Origin of the sequence: Saccharopolyspora terrae, from assembly GCF_004348435.1 — a bacterium.
GTDB classification, from domain to species: domain Bacteria; phylum Actinomycetota; class Actinomycetes; order Mycobacteriales; family Pseudonocardiaceae; genus Saccharopolyspora; species Saccharopolyspora endophytica.
In genome coordinates this window covers 81,914-101,274 of sequence record NZ_SMKS01000008.1, presented here as the reverse complement: position 1 = coordinate 101,274, position 19,361 = coordinate 81,914, and the positions used below count along the sequence as shown (strand labels likewise).

Annotated in this window: 22 protein-coding genes, 2 tRNA genes and 1 other RNA gene; 6 read left to right on the top strand and 19 right to left on the bottom strand. The window is 68.1% G+C overall.

Features of this window, described 5'->3' with window-relative positions; genetic code table 11:
* Positions 1–37 precede the first annotated feature (37 nt).
* An RNA gene (ffs, locus tag E1181_RS08025) (signal recognition particle sRNA small type) lies at positions 38–132 on the bottom strand.
* A gap of 122 nt (positions 133–254) precedes the next feature.
* Between ffs and E1181_RS08020 the strand changes: the two genes are divergently transcribed.
* A tRNA-Ser gene (locus E1181_RS08020) sits at positions 255–340 on the top strand.
* Between the two features lie 103 nt (positions 341–443).
* Here the strand turns inward: E1181_RS08020 and E1181_RS08015 are convergent.
* The 13 genes from E1181_RS08015 to E1181_RS07960 form a co-directional block, all read right to left on the bottom strand.
* Complete coding sequence (locus E1181_RS08015) at positions 444–1,931, bottom strand: tyrosine-type recombinase/integrase (protein WP_132673318.1); 1,488 nt, start codon at positions 1,929–1,931, stop codon at positions 444–446.
* 55 nt (positions 1,932–1,986) lie between these two features.
* Positions 1,987–2,193, bottom strand: a complete 207-nt coding sequence (locus E1181_RS08010; RefSeq protein WP_132673317.1) for a helix-turn-helix domain-containing protein — start codon at positions 2,191–2,193, stop codon at positions 1,987–1,989.
* Between the two features lie 265 nt (positions 2,194–2,458).
* Positions 2,459–3,733: a YfjI family protein gene (locus E1181_RS08005; protein ID WP_132673316.1), complete on the bottom strand. Its 1,275-nt coding sequence runs from the start codon at positions 3,731–3,733 to the stop codon at positions 2,459–2,461.
* Positions 3,734–3,837: 104 nt separating this feature from the next.
* Positions 3,838–4,389, bottom strand: coding sequence for a hypothetical protein (locus tag E1181_RS08000; protein ID WP_132673315.1), 552 nt, complete (start codon positions 4,387–4,389; stop codon positions 3,838–3,840).
* A 232-nt stretch (positions 4,390–4,621) separates the two neighbouring features.
* Entirely contained in the window at positions 4,622–6,817 is a 2,196-nt protein-coding gene (locus tag E1181_RS07995) for an ATP-binding protein (protein ID WP_132673314.1), read from the bottom strand.
* A 70-nt stretch (positions 6,818–6,887) separates the two neighbouring features.
* Positions 6,888–8,189 carry a hypothetical protein gene (locus E1181_RS07990; protein WP_132673313.1) on the bottom strand — a complete coding sequence of 434 codons (1,302 nt, stop codon included), beginning with the start codon at positions 8,187–8,189 and terminating at the stop codon, positions 6,888–6,890.
* Positions 8,186–8,458, bottom strand: a complete 273-nt coding sequence (locus tag E1181_RS07985; RefSeq protein ID WP_132673312.1) for a hypothetical protein — start codon at positions 8,456–8,458, stop codon at positions 8,186–8,188. The genes E1181_RS07990 and E1181_RS07985 overlap by 4 nt, the downstream gene beginning before the upstream one ends.
* Positions 8,455–8,814, bottom strand: coding sequence for a hypothetical protein (locus tag E1181_RS07980; RefSeq protein WP_132673311.1), 360 nt, complete (start codon positions 8,812–8,814; stop codon positions 8,455–8,457). Before E1181_RS07980 ends, E1181_RS07985 begins: the two co-directional genes overlap by 4 nt.
* Before the next feature lie 91 nt (positions 8,815–8,905).
* On the bottom strand, positions 8,906–9,082 hold the full coding sequence (locus E1181_RS31330) for a hypothetical protein (protein WP_165944546.1): 177 nt from the start codon (positions 9,080–9,082) through the stop codon (positions 8,906–8,908).
* The gene (locus tag E1181_RS07975; protein WP_132673310.1) at positions 9,079–9,531 is read right to left on the bottom strand and encodes an NUDIX domain-containing protein; all 453 of its coding nucleotides are present in this window, start codon (positions 9,529–9,531) and stop codon (positions 9,079–9,081) included. The genes E1181_RS31330 and E1181_RS07975 overlap by 4 nt, the downstream gene beginning before the upstream one ends.
* 44 nt (positions 9,532–9,575) lie before the next feature.
* A complete protein-coding gene (locus E1181_RS07970) occupies positions 9,576–10,427 on the bottom strand; it encodes a hypothetical protein (protein WP_132673309.1) in 852 nt (283 codons plus the stop codon).
* A gap of 230 nt (positions 10,428–10,657) precedes the next feature.
* The gene (locus tag E1181_RS07965; protein ID WP_132673308.1) at positions 10,658–10,969 is read right to left on the bottom strand and encodes a WhiB family transcriptional regulator; all 312 of its coding nucleotides are present in this window, start codon (positions 10,967–10,969) and stop codon (positions 10,658–10,660) included.
* The gene (locus E1181_RS07960; RefSeq protein ID WP_235876601.1) at positions 10,966–11,178 is read right to left on the bottom strand and encodes a helix-turn-helix domain-containing protein; all 213 of its coding nucleotides are present in this window, start codon (positions 11,176–11,178) and stop codon (positions 10,966–10,968) included. The genes E1181_RS07965 and E1181_RS07960 overlap by 4 nt, the downstream gene beginning before the upstream one ends.
* Before the next feature lie 193 nt (positions 11,179–11,371).
* On the opposite strand from E1181_RS07960, the gene E1181_RS07955 reads away from it, so the two are divergent.
* Entirely contained in the window at positions 11,372–11,737 is a 366-nt protein-coding gene (locus E1181_RS07955; RefSeq protein WP_132673307.1) for a GntR family transcriptional regulator, read from the top strand.
* A 5-nt stretch (positions 11,738–11,742) separates the two neighbouring features.
* Here the strand turns inward: E1181_RS07955 and E1181_RS07950 are convergent, their stop codons facing one another.
* On the bottom strand, positions 11,743–11,946 hold the full coding sequence (locus E1181_RS07950; protein WP_132673306.1) for a hypothetical protein: 204 nt from the start codon (positions 11,944–11,946) through the stop codon (positions 11,743–11,745).
* Positions 11,947–12,138: 192 nt separating this feature from the next.
* On the opposite strand from E1181_RS07950, the gene E1181_RS07945 reads away from it, so the two are divergent.
* Together E1181_RS07945 and E1181_RS07940 are read left to right on the top strand one after the other, a co-directional pair.
* Positions 12,139–13,368, top strand: a complete 1,230-nt coding sequence (locus E1181_RS07945) for an XRE family transcriptional regulator (RefSeq protein ID WP_207922047.1) — start codon at positions 12,139–12,141, stop codon at positions 13,366–13,368.
* A gap of 732 nt (positions 13,369–14,100) precedes the next feature.
* Entirely contained in the window at positions 14,101–15,462 is a 1,362-nt protein-coding gene (locus tag E1181_RS07940) for an FAD-binding oxidoreductase (protein ID WP_235876599.1), read from the top strand.
* A 204-nt stretch (positions 15,463–15,666) separates the two neighbouring features.
* Here the strand turns inward: E1181_RS07940 and E1181_RS07935 are convergent.
* The 3 genes from E1181_RS07935 to E1181_RS07925 all read right to left on the bottom strand — a co-directional run bounded on the left by E1181_RS07935 (position 15,667) and on the right by E1181_RS07925 (position 16,837).
* Positions 15,667–15,752: transfer RNA gene (locus tag E1181_RS07935), tRNA-Ser, on the bottom strand.
* Between the two features lie 108 nt (positions 15,753–15,860).
* Positions 15,861–16,352: a nucleoside deaminase gene (locus E1181_RS07930; protein WP_132673304.1), complete on the bottom strand. Its 492-nt coding sequence runs from the start codon at positions 16,350–16,352 to the stop codon at positions 15,861–15,863.
* The gene (locus E1181_RS07925; protein WP_132673303.1) at positions 16,349–16,837 is read right to left on the bottom strand and encodes a tRNA adenosine deaminase-associated protein; all 489 of its coding nucleotides are present in this window, start codon (positions 16,835–16,837) and stop codon (positions 16,349–16,351) included. Before E1181_RS07925 ends, E1181_RS07930 begins: the two co-directional genes overlap by 4 nt.
* 122 nt (positions 16,838–16,959) lie before the next feature.
* Here E1181_RS07925 and E1181_RS07920 point away from each other — a divergent pair, with 122 nt between their 5' ends.
* A complete protein-coding gene (locus E1181_RS07920) occupies positions 16,960–17,931 on the top strand; it encodes a prephenate dehydrogenase (RefSeq protein ID WP_132673302.1) in 972 nt (323 codons plus the stop codon).
* A 326-nt stretch (positions 17,932–18,257) separates the two neighbouring features.
* On the opposite strand, the gene E1181_RS07915 is transcribed toward E1181_RS07920, so the two are convergent.
* Positions 18,258–18,455 (bottom strand): antitoxin, encoded by a 198-nt coding sequence (locus E1181_RS07915; protein ID WP_132673301.1) that lies wholly within the window; start codon positions 18,453–18,455, stop codon positions 18,258–18,260.
* Between the two features lie 210 nt (positions 18,456–18,665).
* Between E1181_RS07915 and E1181_RS07910 the strand changes: the two genes are divergently transcribed.
* Positions 18,666–19,349 (top strand): TetR/AcrR family transcriptional regulator, encoded by a 684-nt coding sequence (locus E1181_RS07910; RefSeq protein WP_132673300.1) that lies wholly within the window; start codon positions 18,666–18,668, stop codon positions 19,347–19,349.
* Positions 19,350–19,361: the final 12 nt, after the last annotated feature.

The following is a 19,361-nucleotide window of genomic DNA, read 5'->3' as shown; positions in this document are numbered from 1 at the left end:
GACTGACAACTCGGACCAGGGTGAGCTTCCCTGAAAAGTAAGGGGACCCCGTGCACCCGTCAGAGCCCGCTTACCCTTGCTGCCTTCCGGCCCTGGGGGAGTTCACAGGATGGACGCCGCACGAGGTCCACGGACAGTGTACCCAGACGCGGGCCCCGCCCGTAAAACCGGGGCCCACGACTCGCGCCACCAGTGGTCACCGCAGCTCAGACCCCCTATCCGCTTCGCTGAAACGCCCTGTTAGGCTTCCGCACGGAGGATTGGCCGAGCGGCCTAAGGCGCACGATTGGAAATCGTGTTGGGTTAATAGCCCTCACGGGTTCGAATCCCGTATCCTCCGCAGGTCAGAGGCCCGGAAGCGAGATTGCTTCCGGGCCTCTTGCATGTCCAGTCTCAGTTTTCGTCTCAATAGACCCTGTTAAGCGGGGTTCCGGCGGCGCGGGCTACGCGGGGATGCCCACGCTCGAGGCCGGGCCGTCGCCCTCGTCATCATCCGGCAGCAGCGCCTCGAACTGCTCCCGTAGCTGGGGCGGGAGAGCCCCCACCAGCTTCCGGATCTCGGCCACCTGGCCGGCGGCCAGCGCCCACTCGTCCTCGGGCGGTGCTGCCTCCTCTTCTGCCTCTGACACGGGCCAGACCAGGTCGCTCACCTGGTCCGCGATCGCGGTCACGAGCTCGTGCGGCACGTGCATGTAGCGCTTGGCCATCGAGGCTTCCGACCAGCCCATAATCTCCATGACCGCCGGGAGCGGGACCTTCAGCACAAGCAACATCGTCGCCGCGGTGTGGCGTGCGTCGTGCAGTCGCGCGTTGCGCACGTTCGCTGCCTTGAGCAACGCCTTCCAGGCGTCGTAGTCGACGGTCGGGTGAACCGGGCGGCCCCACCTGTTGGTGAAGACCCAATCGGCGTCGTCCCACTCGGTGCGTGCGGTCGCCCGCTCTGCCTGCTGGCGGGCACGGTGCTCTTCGAGCGCTTCCACCACAGGGTGTGGAAGGCCCACGGTTCGCCGCCCCGCCCTGGACTTCACGTCGGTCACGACCACGCCGCCGCTGTGCCGGCGCGGGCAGTGAGCACCGTAGCGGTGGCCGCACGGCTTGTCCTCCGAACAACCGTGCTTCCACACCTGCTGCTGAATCGCGCGCCGGATGACCAGCGTGCCGCTACCCCGACGCTGGCCGCACTGCTCAGCCTGGCGACTCGCCCGGCACGGCCTCCCCTTCGGGCACCCGTGCTTCCAGGTGATCGAGAGGTCCGACCACTTCAACCCGAGTGCTTCACCCCTGCGCAGACCAAGGGTTAGCGCGATGACAAAGCGAGCACCATTCCGCGTTTCGGCCGCTGCCGAGAGGATCCGGCGGGCTTCATCCACCGTGAACGGGACGATCTCCTCCTCGTCCACCCTGGGCGGCTTGGCGATGTTGGCCGGGTTCTCGGTGATGTGACGTCGCTTCTTGGCCTCGTTCAGAGCCACCCGCACCGTCCGGTGCGCGAGGTGCGCGGTCGCGGCCTTGAGCCCGTCGCGCTGCATCTTGGCGTAGAGCTTCTCCAGGTGTTCCGGCTGTAGCCGGTCGATCCGATGCTTGCCCACGCCCGGGATCAGGTGCTTGTACACCGAAGTGCGATAGCCAACCATCGTCGTCGGCCGAACTGTGGGCGCGGCGATGTTCTCCACCCAGTGCGTCAGCCACTTCTCGACGGTCCAGGCGCGTCCAGGTTTCCGCACCTTGCCGCTATCCCGCTCCTGTTCGAGCTTGCGAACCTTCTTGACGACCTCGGTTTCACTCTTCGCCGACACGTGGCGACGGTCCTGACTGCCGTCGTCCTTGGTGCCCATCCAGACGCGGCCGTGCCAGTAGCCATCGTTGCCCTTGTAGATGCTGCTCGCACCGTTGGGCGCCCGGGTGCCTTCATCGCGGTTTCTACGCGGCATCGCGGTGTGCTCCTCGTTAAAATTGCTGGTCAGTTTGCGTGACTGGGTCAGCTCGTCAGGCCGCGCGCTGTTCAGCGGACAGGCGGTGGACGTAGTCCTCAATCGCTTCGGCTGCGATGCGCCGGGCTCTGCCAATGCGCACGGAGGCGATGTCGCCGGTCTTGATTAGGCGGAACATCGTGGCCCGACTCAACGAGAGTTGGTGAGCAGCCTGCTCGATCGTGAGCAGGACGCGAGGCTGACTGGTGGTGCGCTGGTTCATTCCCGGTTCCATGTCTTGGTTCCTCCCCTGGGTCGGGCACGTGCGTGCCCTGCCCGCGCTATGCGGGCTGCTTGGTGCGATGCGTCTGCGGAAGAAGCGGAAATGCGGAAGAAGTCCGGGCAATCGGCTCGTGACCTGGTGTTTTGGCGGTGGCACTTCTTCCGGGGTGGGTGCGGAAGAAGTGCGGAGAAAGTCGGTACGGGGGGCTTTTTCCGCGCTTCTTCCGCAGGGGGCGCGGTAAAAGGCGTGGCCTGGTTTTGCCTGGTCAGGGTGGTTGGTCTGGGACTTTCTCCGCACTTCCGCTTTTTCCGAAGGGCTGGCGGGCCTGTGGGCGGAGGATGAACCGGGTGGAGGGGCGGCCGCGGCCGGTGCGGGTTTCCTGGGTGACGATGCCGTCGCGGATGAGCAGGGCGAGGGTTTCGAGGGTCTGCTCGGCGGCTTTCTTGTGGCGCTTGGCGAAGTCGTTGTAGATCTCGGACTTGCCGCGGCCGTCCTCTCTGGCTTCGGCGAGCCAGGCCATGAGGCGTTCGACTTCTTCCTGGTCGTCGAGCTGGCCGTAGAGCCAGTGGATGGATTCCTCGGTGTAGGCCCACAGCGCCCGGGCGGCCTGCAGGTGCTCGACGTCAACAGCCTGGGAGCCGTCGAGGAGGGCGTAGGTCAGCGCGATGCGCGGGATCATCGGCCGCCCCCGAGCCAACAGCGCCGTGACCGGGCCGTCCGGGCGCGGGCGGGCCAGGTCGCGGTAGATCGGCTCCCACGCCTCGATCGCGGCCGGGGTGAACGGCACCTCACCCAAGCTGGAGAGCTTGCGCAGCCGGTCGGCCAGCTGCCCGGCGATGTCGGCGACCATCCCGTCCGGGAGGTTGCCGCCCTCGGGCAGCAACTGGGTCCGACGGCTAGCCACGATCAGCATCCGGTTGAGCCCACCACCGAACACCTCGGCACTGGTCATCCGCTCGCGCAGCTCGCGCGGGGTCACGTGGCCGATGACGGTGATGCTCGGGTCGGTGGCGGTGACCGGGTTGGAGCGGGTAACCGACTGCAGGCTCTTGCCGTCCCAGGCCTCCCGCAGGGTCATCGACAACGTGTTGCCCGAGCGCTCGAACTGGGCCAGCACCTTCGCGTACTCCTCCTCCACCACCAGCAACCGACGATCCGTGCGCGGGGTGATCTCGCCGGACTCGTCGTCTTTCTCGTCGGCGACCTGCTCGATCAACCCCTCACCCGAGGACAGGCCACGGACCGCCTTCAGCGGCCACTCCGAGGTCTTGGCGACCTCGCGGAACAACCGCTCGATGACCGCCTGCGCTGTGCCCTTCGCGCCGTCTGAGGTGCGGCCGGTGATCAGCGGCCACACCCGGCCGGGGTGGACGCTGTTGGCCCGGTACAGGTACGAGCCGGTGCCGATCCACGCGCCGAAGGTGGATAGCAGGATCGCCAGCAGCGCGGCCGGGTGTGCCTCGGTCGTCGGCGCGACCTCGCGGACGATGCGCCCCGCGGTTCCCTGCAACGCCGCCGGACTCAGGTTCGGAAACCCCACCACCGGCAGCGGAGCCTCGTCCGCGCCCTCTGGTGTCGGGAACGGCACAACCCGTCCACCCTCACCAGGCGCTCCGTCGTGGTGGAGGTGTTCTGCGTGAGTCGTCATGCGGCCCTCCGGTGCTCGATCACGTCGGGGACGTCCGGGGTGGTGTCGCGCTGCCACCGGGCCAGGTCGGCGGCCAGGCGCTGCCACAGGTCCACCAGCTCATCGCTCGGCTCCAGCAGGACCGGCAGCCGCTCGACCGCAGCGGTCTCGGCGGCCCGCGCCACGCGCTGGGCGTGCTCGCCAACAGAGCGGCGGTAGGCGGTTTCCAGCACGTGGGTTCGCAGCACCCACCCGGCCTCCGGCCACGGAGCGCGCTCGTAGGTCCCGAAGACCCACATCGCGAAACCGTGAGCCTTCTCCTCGGTGGCGAGCAGGCCGCGGCGGCGGGCTTCGGCAACCAGCACCTGCGCTCCCGGGGCGACACCAGCGCCGGTGACGCGGACCGCGAGATCGAAGACAACCCCGCGTACTCCGGGCCCGGCATCAGTCGGACGCATCCCGGCCAGCAGCTCGCGGGCTCGGTCGGCGGTGCAGGTCATCAGGCAGCCCAGGAACGCCCGCACCGGGTCGAAGTCGGTCTCGCCGTAGGGCTTGTCCAGGTTCGGCACGATCGACCTCCCTTTCTCACTGTGTGTAGCTGTTTTGGGGTGTAAGGGGCTGGCCGATCTGCCGGGGTGGACGGTTAGATCGGCGGTTAGATCTGGGGTGGTGGAGTTAGATTGCTAACTGGGGAGTTAACCCCGCGCTGGCCTGCGGAAGTGAGTCGAGTTAGCCGGGTTAGGCCCCTGTCGGGAGGCCCGTGCAGGGGCCGTTTCGGCGGTGTCCGCAGGCGGCGGTCGGCTAACTGGCCTCGCTGTCCGGCTGGACATCCCGGCGACCGTGAATGTCACGGACGGTAGCGGGCTTGATGGGGTAGGTGTTGCCGGTGGAGGGCACGTGGACGCCTGCGTCCTTGAGGTTGTTGACCAGGGTTTCGATCTTCCAGCCCTGGTAGAACGACCACTTCGAGCGCATCGCGGCCATGACCTTGCCCGCCGGCGTGACGTCGTCGCCGATGACGGCCAGGACGTCGGTGAGCAGGTCGCGCTCCTCGGGTTCCTCGGTGGCCACACCCGAGCGCAGCTGCAGGGCACGCTCGACGAGCTGTTCCTGCTGGGCACGGTTCATGTGGTAGGAGCGCAGGGTGGTGCCGTTCACCGGGGTGAAGCCCACGGTGATGGAGGTGCCGACGTCGTTGAGGTTCTCGTCGTCCTTGGGCTTGAGTCCGAGTGCGGAGATGCCGTTTTCGTGGGCCTTGTCGCCGAGCACGACGTTGTTGCGGGTCTTGTCGCCGATGGCGAAGCAGGCGCGGTTGGTGGCCACCGAGACCAGGTCTCGCGGCAGCGACTGGTCCGAGGGCACCGGGGTCACGAAAACGCAGGTGATGCCGTACTTCCGGGCGGCGGAGAAGAACCGCACCATCTGATTGACCACCGCGCGGCGGTCTTCGGGCTTGTCCTGCCGGAAGAAGGACTGGCACTCATCGATGACCACGATCCGGGGGCGCAGGCCCGGTTCCTTGGCCGCGACCTCGCGGTTGACCTCGGTGACGTTGTGCTTCTGCAGCAGCCGGCCGCGTCGTGCCAGGTCAGCGTGCAGTTCGGCGATGTGGTCCTGGCAGGCCTCGACGTTCTCGGCGGTGTCGCCCATCACGAAGGTGTTGAAGCAGGGCTTGAAGGCGTCGTAGTCGGCGTTTTCGGCGAAGACGAACACGTCGATGTCGACCAGCGGATCGAGGATCGCGCCGCCCACCAGGTCCAGGACCAGCGTGGACTTACCCGAGCCCATGATCCCGGAGATGACGTAGTTGCGTTCGAACGTCACGCCGATGATCTCGTCACCACGCGGGGAGATCCCGACCGGGAAGCCCTTGAAGTAGTCGGTGGCTCCCTCGTGCAGCAGCGGGTATTCGGGGACGGGTTTGCGCAGCTCACCGGGGTTGAGCCGGAACAGGTCCAGCACCGTGGGATCGGTGTCGTCCTTGTCCAGCCACAGCTCGGCGGGCAGGCAACCCAGGTTGTGGGCCAGGGTGACCTTGGCCTTCTGGACCTTCTCCACCGGAGCTCCCAGAGGCAGCCGCAGCTTGGCGAGCATGCCGTTGCCATCCAGGATCGGGAACTGCACCCACGCGCGGTCGCTGGGACGGTTCGGCCAGCCCTCCTTGGCCATCTCCTTCAGCGCCGGGATACCGATGTTGGCCAGCGCCGAGACCAGCGTGGATTCGTCCAGCTCCACGTGCTGCACGGCCTCGCCGTTGCGCAGGTCCATCGGCAGAACCTGCTCACCAAGACGCTTGCCGTCCCGCCAGCGCCGCGACAGCCACACCCCCGCGGTGACCGCCATCAGCGACGGGGCCAGCCACAGCCAGTTCTCCACCGCGAACTGCAGGGTGTAGAACACGCCGGCCACCAGCGATCCCAGCAGGTAGAGCACATCCAGCCCGTCCCACGGGCCCAGCCAGTCACCGAAGGAGTTGATCGTGCCGGTCACCACCGCCACCCCGGAGATGATCGCCAGTGCCACCGCGGCCTTCTTGGTGATGGAGGCGATCACGTCCGCTCGCGCTCGCCACGCCTCCACGCTGACCAGCTTCGACTCCATCATCTGCTTGTTGATCTCACGGACCTGGGCGTAGTCGCCCTGCTCAGCGGCCATCCGGCGCGCGGCCTTGAGGTCGGCCTGCTCCCGCTCGGTCTTACGCAGCAGCCGCTGCTGCTCCACGCCCTTGAGCGTGATCACCGAGTTGCGGCGCGCGCAGCGCCACGCCGCCGTGCCCACGGTCGCGGCCGTGCTCTTCAGGGCCGGAGGCAGCACCGGCTTGCGGGGCTCCAGCTCGGTCGCCGGCTCCACCACCTCACCGTCGATGACCTCATCATCGGTGTTCACCGGGTCAGTGAGGCGTTCAGCAGTGGCCTGCAACGTCTCCTCGCCGTCCTCACGGCGGTGGGCACCGGGGAAATACGCCAGGTTGTCCATGGGGTCCTCGTGCTGTTGCATCAGTAGTCACCTCCCGGCCGGGGGCCGGATCGCAGCGAAAAAGCGTGGGGCGGAAGGGTCCGGGCTTGGGTCAGGCCGCGGCGTGCTCGCGCCATTCGGCGACGAACTCGCGGGCGTTCTCCCAGCGGGTGTTGAGGCGCTTGGCGATCGCGTTGACCTTCTCGGTGGCGGGGTCGAGCTCGCCGGTGTTGACCAGCTGCCAGAACTCATCACGTGCCCGGGTCTTGGAGCCGTAGCGGGCGGGGTTCTCCGCCTTCACCGGAGAAGCCACACCGGCCTTCTCCCGATGCAGGTCAGGGCCCGTGGAGAACCCGGATTCCTCACGCGTTTCGGCGGGGGTGGTGAGGCGGTTCTCGGCGGCGGTGACCTCTCCGACGAACGCCGCGGTAAGGCGGCTGGACACCGCCGGAACCAGGGCCATGGAAATCAGCAGACCGAGCGGGACGAACAGCCACACCAGCGGGCCGATGTCGCCAGCCGGGTCCGGGCCGATGTAGTGAATGCCGATCTGCAGCACGACGGTGGCCACGAACAGCAGCAGCTCCATCAGGAAGAACCCGTTGCTCGCCGCGGCGCGCAGCTTCGCGCCGATGCCCTGGGCCTGCCCTGCCTGCTTGAGCGAGTGCAGCGCGCTGGGCACCGCACCGAGCCACTGGGCCACCAGGATCACCAGCACCCCGACGCTGAACATCGGCTCGATCAGCCAGTTCACCAGCCGCGTGTCCGGCGAGATCACGTTCAACCGGGTCCCGGCGTTGAGCGTGCCCAACACCACCGAGGCCAGACCGGGCAGCAGCGCGGCCAGCGGCAGCCAGGTCCGCAGCCGGTTGAGCAACACCAGCCGGTACGACGGGTCGGTCGCGCGCTGCTGGCGCTCCCGTGCTTCGGCGATGCGCTGCTGGGCCTGGCGGTGGCGGGTGCGCATGGCCCGCTCGTGCTCGGCGGCGGCCTGCTCTTCGGCCAGGTCGGCGGTGAGCATGTCGTGCTCGTGGCCCCGGCGGGCCTCCCGCCGCTGACGGCCCAGCGCACGGGCTTCGGCGAGCTCGTCCTCGGTCATGGCCTCGATGAGCACGTCGTCGTCCTGCATCGACACCACCCGGTCGGCCACCCGCCGGATCGCCGCCAGTCGGTCGGGATCCGGGATCGCCGCCCGCGTGGCACGCCGACCAGAACCGGTAGCCCAAATATCGCTGTCGGCGGCCGTGTCGTAGTCACCCGGGCTCACGTCAGCCACCGGGCCGATCCCGGCCGGGTCGGTTTCCAGCTGATCGTCGGCGGTCCAGTGATACGACTGCATCCCGCTGCCCTCTCCCGTGTCGTTGCTGGTCAGGTAGGCGTCGATCACGTCGCCGCCACTGGGTCGCGTGGTCATGCCGTCACCACCTTTCGGGCACGCAGCCGAGGTGCCGGCACGGCGTAGCCGAGGCGCTCGATGCCCAGCATCAGCACCCTCAGCACCGCGATCAGCAGGAATCCGGCCAGCGCCACCGTGCGGACCAGGCCGCTCCCGATGGCCAGCAGGCCGATCAACACGGCGGGCAACACGGCCCGCCAGGTCAGCAGTAGTGCCGCGACCAGCAGCACAGCCAGGCCGCTGAGCACGACCACCGTCAGGCGGTGGGACAGGTCAAGGCCGTTCATCGCGCACCTCCCGCGCGGTCGGACTCGTGAGTGCTCTCGGTCGAGGGGCAGCGATCGCAGAAGCGCACCGCCCGACCGCAATCGGTCTCCAGCCCCATTCCCTGGCACAGGCAGCGCCGCCAGGGCTGCCACACGTGCCCGTGGGTCCGGCACAAGCGGTAGGCCTCGCAGCGGTCACACCGCAGCCGCCCGCCCTCGATAGCGACCCAAGCCAGTTCATCGGCCATGTACGGAGTGGTGATGTCGTTCAGCGCGTCCTCGGTGCTGGCGTAGTACAGGACTCCGTCGGCGTTCTCGCCGTAGTAGTCACCGCACTCGTCGCAGCAGGCCAGGACACACGACCGGTGCTCTAGCATCAGAAACTCCTCCTGATTGGTTCTCTGATCGGTGGGGAACCCGGCCCAGCAGGCTGTTCTTGGCGGATCGGACTGCTGGGCCGGGGCGGAACTACTTGCCGTTCTTCTTGGCCTGCTTGCAGCCAGTGCAGGTGCTGCCGCCAGCCGGGATGAACCAGAAGTCCGAGACGTACTGGCCGGACTTGAACTTCACCCCGCACCACGCGACCGAGCTGCCGTCCCACAACGACCGCTTCCGTTCGAGGTGCCAGATCTCCGGCTTGCTCATCGGGTCGTTCCTTTCTGCTGGTCGAGCGTGTTCAGGGCGTCGGTGAGAATCTGGTTGTGGTCGAAGGCCAGGCGGGTGATTTGGTGCAGCGGTATCCATTCGGCGGCCGAGGCGTCGTCTCCGGCCGTGGGCCGGAACATCTGCGGCAGGACCGCGGTGAAGGCCTCGCTGACCACCCGGCCGCGTGGGTCGCGTCCGGGGGCGTCGTAGCGGCCCACCCACGTCAGACCTGCTGCGGTGAGCCCGGTTTCCTCCCCGAGTTCGCGGGTGGCGGCTTGCAGTGCGGTCTCGCCGGGGTCGACGAACCCACCGGGTAGGGCCCAGTGGCCGGCGAAGGCGTCGGAATCATCGGCGCGGCGCACCAGCAGCACGTGGGTGAGGCCCTCGTGCTGGGCGAACAAGACGATGTCGGCGGTGTCCGGGCTCGGGATGCTGTCGTTGACCTGCATTCGAACCGTCCCTTTCCTGTCGTGACTCGGTCTGAGTTGGCTGGTCAGAGGCGGTTTCGATAGGACTCCAGACCGTCGACCGCACCGGCCACGAGCTGCTGCATCTCGATGACCTGCTCTCCGAGCTGGGCGAACGCGGCAACGCTGTGCTCGACCTCGGGCTGGGTGCTGTCCTGCAGCACCATTCCCAGCTGCCCGGTGGTCTCCTCCGACCACTGCTGGACCTGCGCCAGCGCGGCCCGGATCTGCTCGCTGATCTGCTGGGTGCTGCCGATCGCCGCGGCGATCTCGTCGATGCCTGCCATGCCATGACCTCCGTGTGTCGTCGTGCTGCTGGATTGGGTCGTGCTGGATTGGGCCGCACCCACCGGATTGGGCGCGGGCGCGTGGGAGGTGTTGCGGGACTGCTGTTTCTGGGAGGCCGCTCTGGTCCTGCTGGACCGGGTGACCTCGTTGATGGCCGCTCGCACGGCATCGCCGCTGAGGTGGTGGTGGCGGGCCAGTTCGTCGGCGACCGCGCGGATCTCGCGGTCGTGTTCGCGTACCAGGGCGTCGCTGTCGTGCCGGGCAGTCACGTGGACCTGCGGATCGGTGACGAACTGCGCCAGCGCGTCCATGTCCATCAACGCGCCCTTGGCGGCATCGACCTGGAAGTACAAGTCCTGGCCCAGCCCGTGCTCGGCCAGCCACAGGCGATCCGAGGCCCACCCGGCGTGCAGCGCATTGGCCAGGTCGGTCACCGGCATCTCGCCCGTGGGAGAGGTGGGTTCGAAGTACACGTGCCCGCCGCGGCTTCCACCGACTTCGTACGGCACGTCCTCGTTGACCACCGCCCGACCCACGGTCAACGCGTCACTGCGCTCGACCAGCACGGCATGGGCCGCCTCGTGCCGCATGTGCCGATCCCACAAGGAAGCCGACTCGGGCAGATCCAGCCACGAATCGGCCTGAAATCCACCACCCAACCGGTCAAAGTGGCCACCAACGATCTCCGCGCAGTCAGGACACGACCACTCACCGCGCGCCTGAGCGTGGTACTTCGGACCCCACCCGTGCGTGAGGATGTCCGCCCGGCACCGCCCACACAGAACGGCCCCCAAAGGCACCCTCGGCACCGACTCGCCACTCACGCCGCCTCCTGCCCCCGCTGGATCCGGCGACGCGCGGCGCGGATCTTCTCCCGCTGCGTCTCGGTGGTGCCGCCCCAGATCCCGAGCTCGCCGTGAAGCACCGCCTTCTCCCGGCAGGCCTCCAGCACCGGGCAGCGCTCGCAAATCGCGATCGCCCGCCGCGCCAGGTCCACCCGGCCCGGCTCCGGGAAAAAGATTTCCGGGTCGGTCTCCGAGCACTCCGGAGCCACACCGAAGTCAGCGCCCGGCAGGTTGGTCAGCAGCTTGTACAGCGCGTCGTGTCGCTCAATCCGCTGTTGCGTGGTCATGCGATCGCCTCCTCGTCGGCGCCCAGGGCGCAATTGCCGAGGTAGGCGTTCAGTGCCGAGCCGGGAATCCGGACTGCGCCCTTGCCGTTGCCGATCTTCAGCGCCTTGAGCGCGCCAGAGTCGATCGCGCGATAGATGGTGTTCACGGATACGTCGAGTGCTTCGGCCACTGCCTTCACGCGGTACATCCGGCTACCCTCGAACTGCATCTTCGGTCTCCAAACTGAGATGCCCTGCCCTGGTCGGTGTGCCCGCACTGACCAGGGCCTTTTTGTTGTCCGGCTGAGTGCTTGAGAACCCTGCAACAACCGGCACGACTGGAACGTTAGACACGATAGCCAACCTAGTCAAGGCTATCTTTTCTAAGTCGCCTATCTGGACTACGCCGGTACGCTCTCTGACATGGGAAAAGTTGACCCCGATAGCCCCCGTGCCCCCTACCAACAGGTCGCCGACTACCTCCGTACTGCGATCCACGACGGCACGCTTGGGCCAGGTCAACGCCTGCCCAAGCAGGCTGAACTGGTTGCCGAGTACGGCGTTTCCCTTGGCACCGTGAAGAGCGCGCTCGCAGTACTCCGCGATGAACGGCTGATCATCAGCAGGCAGGGTGAGGGCACGTGGGTTCGCCGAGAAGGTCTCGACGGACCCGCCGAGACCGCGCCGGGCTCGGACGATGCTCGCGACATGCTCACCGAGGTCGTGCAGCGCCTCGACGCGATCAGCGAGCGGCTGGCCCGTATCGAGCAACGACTGCCGCAGGGCTGAGCACCTCACTGTCCGACCTGCCGAAAGAACGACACCAGGCCGTCGACAGTCCCGCCGATCAGCTCAAACCCACCCCGTGCAATCGCCGCGGCATCGGTGGGGTGCTTAACCACCAGCACGAGCAGTGCGATGACGACCAGCGACCACATCAGCTTTGCCAGCGCGCCGCCGCCCGCCTTGGGCATCACCGGCATCGAGTTCTTCGCCATTTCCGACCCCTCCTCATGTGTCCCGTTTGGCTGTGACACCACGATCGCCGGAACAAAGGGGCTGGTGACAGTGTTGGGACAGGTGTTACGAGAGGGACGAGGTGATAAGCGCGCATCACCTTCCTTGACACCCCCACCTGCGCTTCTCCCGATGCCACACTGGTGAGGCGGGCACACCACCGAGGAGGCCGGATGAGCGAGGATCTGCCGACCTGGGCGCGACGCATCCGCTCAATGCGCGAAGCGCGCGGCTGGACCCAGCTTGAAGCCGCTGAGCAGATGCGGACGCACTCCGATAAGGAACTTCCCGATACCGATCACCTTCTGCGCCGCTGGAAGGCGTGGGAACGGGGCGAAAACAAGCCCGGAAGCTTCTACGCATCGGTGATAGCCGCGACCCTGGGCACGGTCACCGCTTCGCTATTCCCGCCACCGCAGCGGGCTACTGACGGCCTTGAGCTCGTCACCGCCACCGGCATGAGCACGCTCGACATCATGAGCCGGCTGTCGGCATCGGACGTCAACGAAGCGACGCTTCAGGCGGTCCGGATCACCGTCGACAAGCTGTGCTCGGAGTACGCGCGGATGGCGCCGCAGGATCTGATTCGCGAAGGGCAGCAATGGCTGCGGCGCTTGGTTGAGATGCAGGAACAGCGACTGAGCTTCAGCCAGCGCCGCGAGACGCTCGAACTCGCCGGCTGGCTCGCACTGCTGGTTGGCTGTCTCGAATACGACCTCGGTCAGCGCCAGGCGGCCGAGGCAACGCGCCGGTCCGCGCTGAGCCTGGGGCAAGAGGTTGGCAGCTCAGGAATCCTCGGCTGGGCGCACGAGATGCGCGCCTGGTTCGCTCTGACGTCCGGCGACTACCGTGGCGTTATCGCGGCAGCGGATGCCGGCGAAGCCGCGGCGGGTAGCCACAGCGTGTCAGTCCAGCTTGTTGCCCAGAAAGCCAAGGCGCTTGCGCGCATGGGACGAGGCGACGAGATGCTGAAAACCCTTGAGCACGGCCGCGTTCTTCTCGACGGCATGCCGTACCCCGACAACGTCGAGAACCACTTCATGGTCGATCCGTCGAAATACGACTTCTACGCGATGGACTGCTACCGCCAGGTCGGAGAGAACCGCCTGGCCCGTGAGCTGTCCGAGGAAGTGATCCGAGCTAGCACCGATTTCCAAGGCCACGAACGGTGGCCGATGCGGATCGCGGAAGCGCAGGTCACGCTCGGAGTTGTGGCGGCCAGGGAGGGCAACCTCGACGAGGCCATCGGCTATGGTCGGCGGGCACTCGAAGGAGACCGAAAGTCGCTGCCCTCCTTGGCCATGCACTCGCAGGATCTGGCTCAGGTGCTCAAGAATCAGTACGAGGGTGAACCGGAAGCCGACGCCTACCTCGAGCAGCTGCGCGGCATCCAGCGAGCGTGACGCGAGGTGTGAAAGCCCCTGCTCTCGCCACGAAATCCGGGCGGGAACAGGGGCTTTGACTGTTACCGCCGCCTGCTGTTTTCCTCCAGCGCTTCCGCACGCTCGATCAGCGCCAAGGCATGCGCAGCCGTGGCAAAGGCAGACGCCGCTGCTCGTGCCGCTTACGGATCTGGCGTTCTTCAAGAGCACCTGGTGGCAGAGAAGCGGCATTTTGACGCAGCCCGACGTGCCGACCGCCAGAAGAACGTCTAACCCCGAACCAGGCAGGAGCCGACTCGATCGCCACCGGAGCCATCCGCGCGTAGAGCCCTTCTCACGGCCTGCTGAGATCGCCGTAGAGGCGTTGAACATGGGGGGTCCGCGTCCTTGGACCCCGGGGCAACCACAGGCGATCTGAGCGAGGTCATCTTCGGCTCAGTTTTCGTCTCAGTCTCAGGCCGGATCAACTGCCCCCCACTGCCCCAGCCATACCTCTCACCAGCGTCTTTGGATCGCGAGATACCTCCTGATACCCCTGGGAGTGGAATTGGAAATCGTGTTGGGTTAATAGCCCTCACGGGTTCGAATCCCGTATCCTCCGCTCGCGAAGAGCCCCGGACCAGCTGGTTCGGGGCTCTTTCTCGTTTTCTCCCCCCTTTCCGGGCCAAACGTCTCTGTGCAGGGCACCGCAGGTGTCGCACGGTGCGATCGAGGCGAACGCGCAGGAGCGGAGCGGGGGCGGCTGTCGTGGGCATGACGATCGAACAACTGCGGGAACAGGTCCGCGGGCCGGTGATCACACCACCGGACGCCGGCTACGAGGCAGCCCGGCGGGTCCACAACGCGATGATCGACCTGCACCCCGCCGCCGTGGTGCGCTGCGCCAACGCCGGGGACGTGCGGGCCGCGGTCACCTTCGCGCGGCAGAACGGCGTCGACCTGGCGGTGCGCGGCGGCGGTCACAGCGTGCCCGGCTTCGGCACCTGCGAGGGCGGCGTGGTCGCCGACCTGTCCGGGATGCGCGGCGTGCGCGTCGACGGCGAGCGCCGGACCGCGCGCGCGGAGGGCGGCGCGACCTGGGGCGACTTCAACGCGGCCACGCACGCCTACGGGCTGGCGACCACCGGCGGCATCATCTCCACCACCGGGATCGGCGGGCTCACGCTCGGCGGCGGGATCGGGTACCTGGCGCGGGGGCTCGGCCTGTCCTGCGACAACCTCATCTCCGCCGACGTCGTGCTGGCCTCCGGCGACGTCGTGGTGGCCGACGAGCAGCACAACACCGACCTGCTGTGGGCGCTTCGCGGCGGAGGCGGCAACTTCGGCGCGGTGACGTCGTTCGAGTACCGGCTCAGCCCGGTGAGCGAGATCTACGGCGGGCCGATCTTCTTCGACCTGGAACACGCGGGAGACGTGCTGCGCGGCTTCCGCGACCTGATCGCCGACGCGCCCGAGCAGCTCGGCGCGTTCCCGGCCTTCCAGATCGCCCCGCCGCTGCCGTTCATCCCCGAGCAGCGGCACGGCATCCCGCACGTTGCGGTGGTGACCTGCTGGTCGGGGCCGGTCGAGGAAGGACCGGCGGCCGTGGCCGCGCTGCGCGACCTGGCACCCGTGGCCGCCGAACACGTCGGCCCGATGCCCTACCCCGCGCTCAACGCCGCCTTCGACGCACTGGTCCCGCCAGGCCTGCAGCACTACTGGAAGGCCAACTTCGCCACCGAGCTCAGCGACGAGATGATCGCCGCGCACCTCCAGCACGGACCTCGGGTTCCGGTGGTGAACTCGACCGTGCACATCTACCCGATCAACGGCGCCTGCCACCGCGTCGCGCCCGGCGAGACGGCCTTCGCCTACCGGGACGCGAGCTTCGCGACCGTCATCGCTGGCATGTGGCCGGATCCCGCCGACAACGAGGCGAACATCAGCTGGGTGCGCGACTACTACGCCGCGACCGCTCCGCACTCCGAAGAGGGCGGCTACGTCAACTTCATGGCCGCCGACGACCAGAACCGGATCAAGGCGAACTACCGCGAGAACTACGACCGCCTGGCCGAGACCAAGCGCCGCTACGACCCGCACAACCTCTTCCGGCTGAACCAGAACATCGTGCCCTGACCCCCCGCGGGTGGCGAGGTTCCGGCTGGAACCCCGCCACCCGTCAGGTCATCCCGCGGCGCGGAGCCGGACGACCTGCGGGTCGTGGTCGCTGATCTGGCCGGGGAACTCGGCGTTGACGTGCACGATGTCCTAGTCGGCGGTGAGCGGCACAGGTCCGGACATGCAGAAGGGCCGGTCCCCGAGGGGACCGGCCCTTGCGAGCGGTAGCGGTGGGATTCGAACCCACGGTGGCTGTTAACCACACGCGCTTTCGAGGCGCGCTCCTTAGGCCGCTCGGACACGCTACCGCCGATAAGGCTACCGGCCGCCCCCTCACGCCCCGCACAGGGGGTCGACCCGGCGCGCTCCGGAGCCGTCGCCCCTGGCCATCGGGGGTGCGACTCCGGACGCAGGCCTCAGCCCCCGGGAGGGGTGTTGCGGCGGGTGGCGAAGAAGGAATCGAGGAGGGCTGCCGACTCGTCGGCGAGGACGCCGCCGACGACCTCCGGGCGGTGGTTGAGGCGGTTGTCGCGGACGACGTCCCAGAGCGAGCCGACGGCCCCGGTCCGCGGCTCCCACACGCCGAAGACGATCCTGGCCACGCGGGACAGGACCAGCGCTCCGGCGCACATCGTGCACGGTTCGACGGTGACCGCGAGGGTGCAGCCCTCCAGCCGCCAGCCGTCGCCGTGGGCCCGGGCGGCGGCGCGCAGGGCGAGGACCTCGGCGTGCGCTGTGGGGTCGCCGTGGGCTTCGCGCCGGTTGCAGGCCTCGGCCAGCACCCGGCCTTCGGCGTCGGCGACGACGGCGCCGATGGGCACGTCGCCCGTGGACGGCGCGTCGGCGGCCACCCGCAGCGCGGCCCGCACCAGCTCGACGTCGCCGGCGCGGGCCTCGGTGGTGTTCACCGGTACATGTTCTCCAACAGCTTCGAGAAGTCGTCACCGAACCCGCAGCGCTGGGCGATCATCTCCAGCTGCTCATCCGGGTAGAGGTCGACCTCCTCGATGATGACCAGCAGCTCGCCCTCGGGAAGCCCCAGGTCGGACAGGACCGCGAGGTTGCCCTCCGGCCACACCTCCTCGTCGTCCTCATCCGGAGCGTCCACGCGCAGCAGGTCGAGCACGTCCGCGGCGATGTCGTAGTCCAGCGCCGCAGCGGCATCGGACAGCAGCAGGTCCACACCCCCCGGGACCGGCCGGATCAGCACGAAGAACTCGTCGTCCACATTGCACATTCCGAACACCGCGCCGGTGGAACGCAGCTCGCGCAACGCCGTGATCGAGGCGTCCAGGCCGGTCAGCACCGAGTTGTCCATCGCGCTGCACCGCCACCGCCCGTCTTCCCGGACCACGGCGACGGCGAAGCCTGCGACCGGCTCCTGCACCGTCATGGAGACACCGTAAAGCGTACGAAGGCCACCCGAAAGCACTATTGCGATTGTCGTATCCATCAGGGGACGGAAAGCGCTCAACCGGGTGCGTGCGATGCGGCTCCGTCGGGCAGGATGGACGGATGCGTGCCGTGTGCGTGATCGGACTGGGACTCATCGGCGGATCCGTGCTGCGGGCCGCGTCCGGCGCCGGGCGCCCCGCGTGGGGTGCCACCGCGTCGGAGGCGGATGCCGCAGCAGCCCGCGACGACGGTTTCGAGGTGCTCGAAACCGATACCGCGCTGCGCCGGGCCAAGCAGGAGGACGCGCTGGTGGTGGTCGCGGTGCCGCTGACCGCGCTGCGCGAGGTGCTGCGCAAGATCGCCGAGATCCACCCGGGCGCCTGGCTCACCGACGTGGTCAGCGTGAAGGACCCGGTCGACTTCGAGGTCCGCAAGCTCGTGCCGAACGCCCGCTACGCCGGCGGCCACCCGATGGCGGGAACTTCGGCCTCGGGCTTCGCGGCCGGCTCGGCGGAGCTGTTCCGGGGCGCGGCCTGGGCGGTGACCATCGAGGAGGCCACCACGATCGACGCGTGGCGCGAGGCCGCTCAGCTGGCACTGGACTGCGGCGCCCACGTGGTCCCGACCGGCGCCGCGGCGCACGACGACTCGGTGGCCCGGATCTCCCACCTCCCGCACCTGTTCGCGGCGATCCTCGCCACGGTCGGCGCGGACGGTGGCCCGCTCGCGCTGTCGCTGGCGGCGGGCTCGTTCCGGGACGGAACCCGGGTCGCGGGCAGCAACCCGGAGCTGGTGCGCGCCATGACCGAGGGCAACAAGGCCGCCCTGCTCGACGCCGTGGACGACGCCCTGGGCCGCTTGGGCGCCACCCGCGGTTCCCTCGCCTCCACCGGCGGCCTCAAGTCCACACTGGACTCGGGCCACGAAGCCCGGAAGCGCCTCGACGCCCTGGCCACCGGCGAGGGCACGACGACCTCGACGGTCCGCCTCCGCCCAGAAGCCCTCTCCCGCCTGCGAGACCTCGGCGAACTCGGCGGCCGAGTCACAGCCATCGAAGAAGACCAAGCAACCACCCAGGTGCCAGTGGGCTGAGACCGTCAGGCAAGCGCCGGAGGTGCTTTCTCCGTGCCCCACCTGAGCAACTCGCACCGCCGCGGGTTCTGAGCGGCTTCGTGGCGAGTACGCCGTGACGCCGCGTATCACATACTCAAGGAGCGGCGCACGGAGACCACGGAGCCGCTCAGGTTCCGCCACCCGCACCGCCAGGCAGAGGGACCACCGGATTCATACGCACGAAGAAGAGGTCGCCCTGTGCGTGGGGGCGACCTCTTCTATGGTGCACTCCGACCACTGGTCGGGACGGCTCTCGCCTGGTCCCGCCGCCAGCCTGGGCCGCAGCGCCGATGCTTCGAGTTGTCCTACTGGCCGGGCGGCGGGGGCTCTTCCTGGTCTCCGCCGACGAAGCCCTTGCCCTTCTCCACGGCCTGGTCGACCTGGTCCTCGTGGCCGAACTTGTTCTTGGCCGCGTCACCGGCCTTGTCCATGCCCTGCTCGACCTTGTCGCCGTGCTCCTGACCGAGGTTCTGCAGCTTGTCCTTGAAGTCTCCGAAGCCCATGGTGCTCCTTCCCGTGCCTCGTGAAAAGCATCGTTGAGGCCCCCGGCGAAGCTAAGCCCGATCGTCGGTTCCTGCTCGACGCAACACCCGCTGGGGCAGGGCCATTAACTCGTCCAGGTGACCCTTGCGCGCGCTCGACCACGGGTCTATCTTGAAGTGACCTGATGACCAGATTTGAAATTCTGGTCAACGAGTCACGGAGGTAGCCGAATGACGCAGCCCACCGACCGGGCGAACCGCATCCTCGATGCGGCCGCCGAGCTGATGGTCCGGCTGGGCTACCGCAAGGTCACCATCGACGACATCGCCCGCCGCGCCGGGATCGGCAAGGGCACCGTCTACCTGCACTGGCGCACCAAGGAGCAGCTGTTCGAGGCGCTGATCATGCGCGAGTCGATCGGCGTGCTCAACGGCCTGGTGGAGGCGTTCCGGGCCGATCCGACCGAGGTCCTGCCGCACCGGTTCTTCGCCCGCAGCTTCCTGGCCGCCATGCGCGATCCGCTGATGAAGGCGCTCGTCACCGGCGACACCGAGCTGCTGGGCAGCATGAAGCAGTCCGCGCACCAGGGGCAGACCCAGCGCTTCGGCGACCGCTACCGCGAGCTGATCTTCAAGCACCGGTTGCTGCGCGACGACGTGCCGGACGTCTACATGGCCGTCGTCGCCACCGCGACCGGCTTCCACCTCACCGACAACATCAACCCGGAGTTCGCCGCCCTCGACCACGAGGCCAAGGCGCGGGCGCTGGAACACACCATCCGGAACGCGTTCGAGCCGGCGGGCGACCCCGATCCCGAGTCGCTGGCGATCGTCGCCGACGAGATCGGGAACCTCTTCGACGAGCTCAACGCGCAGTTCCGGGAGTGGATCTACACACCACAACAACGCGGCTGACCGGCCGCGATC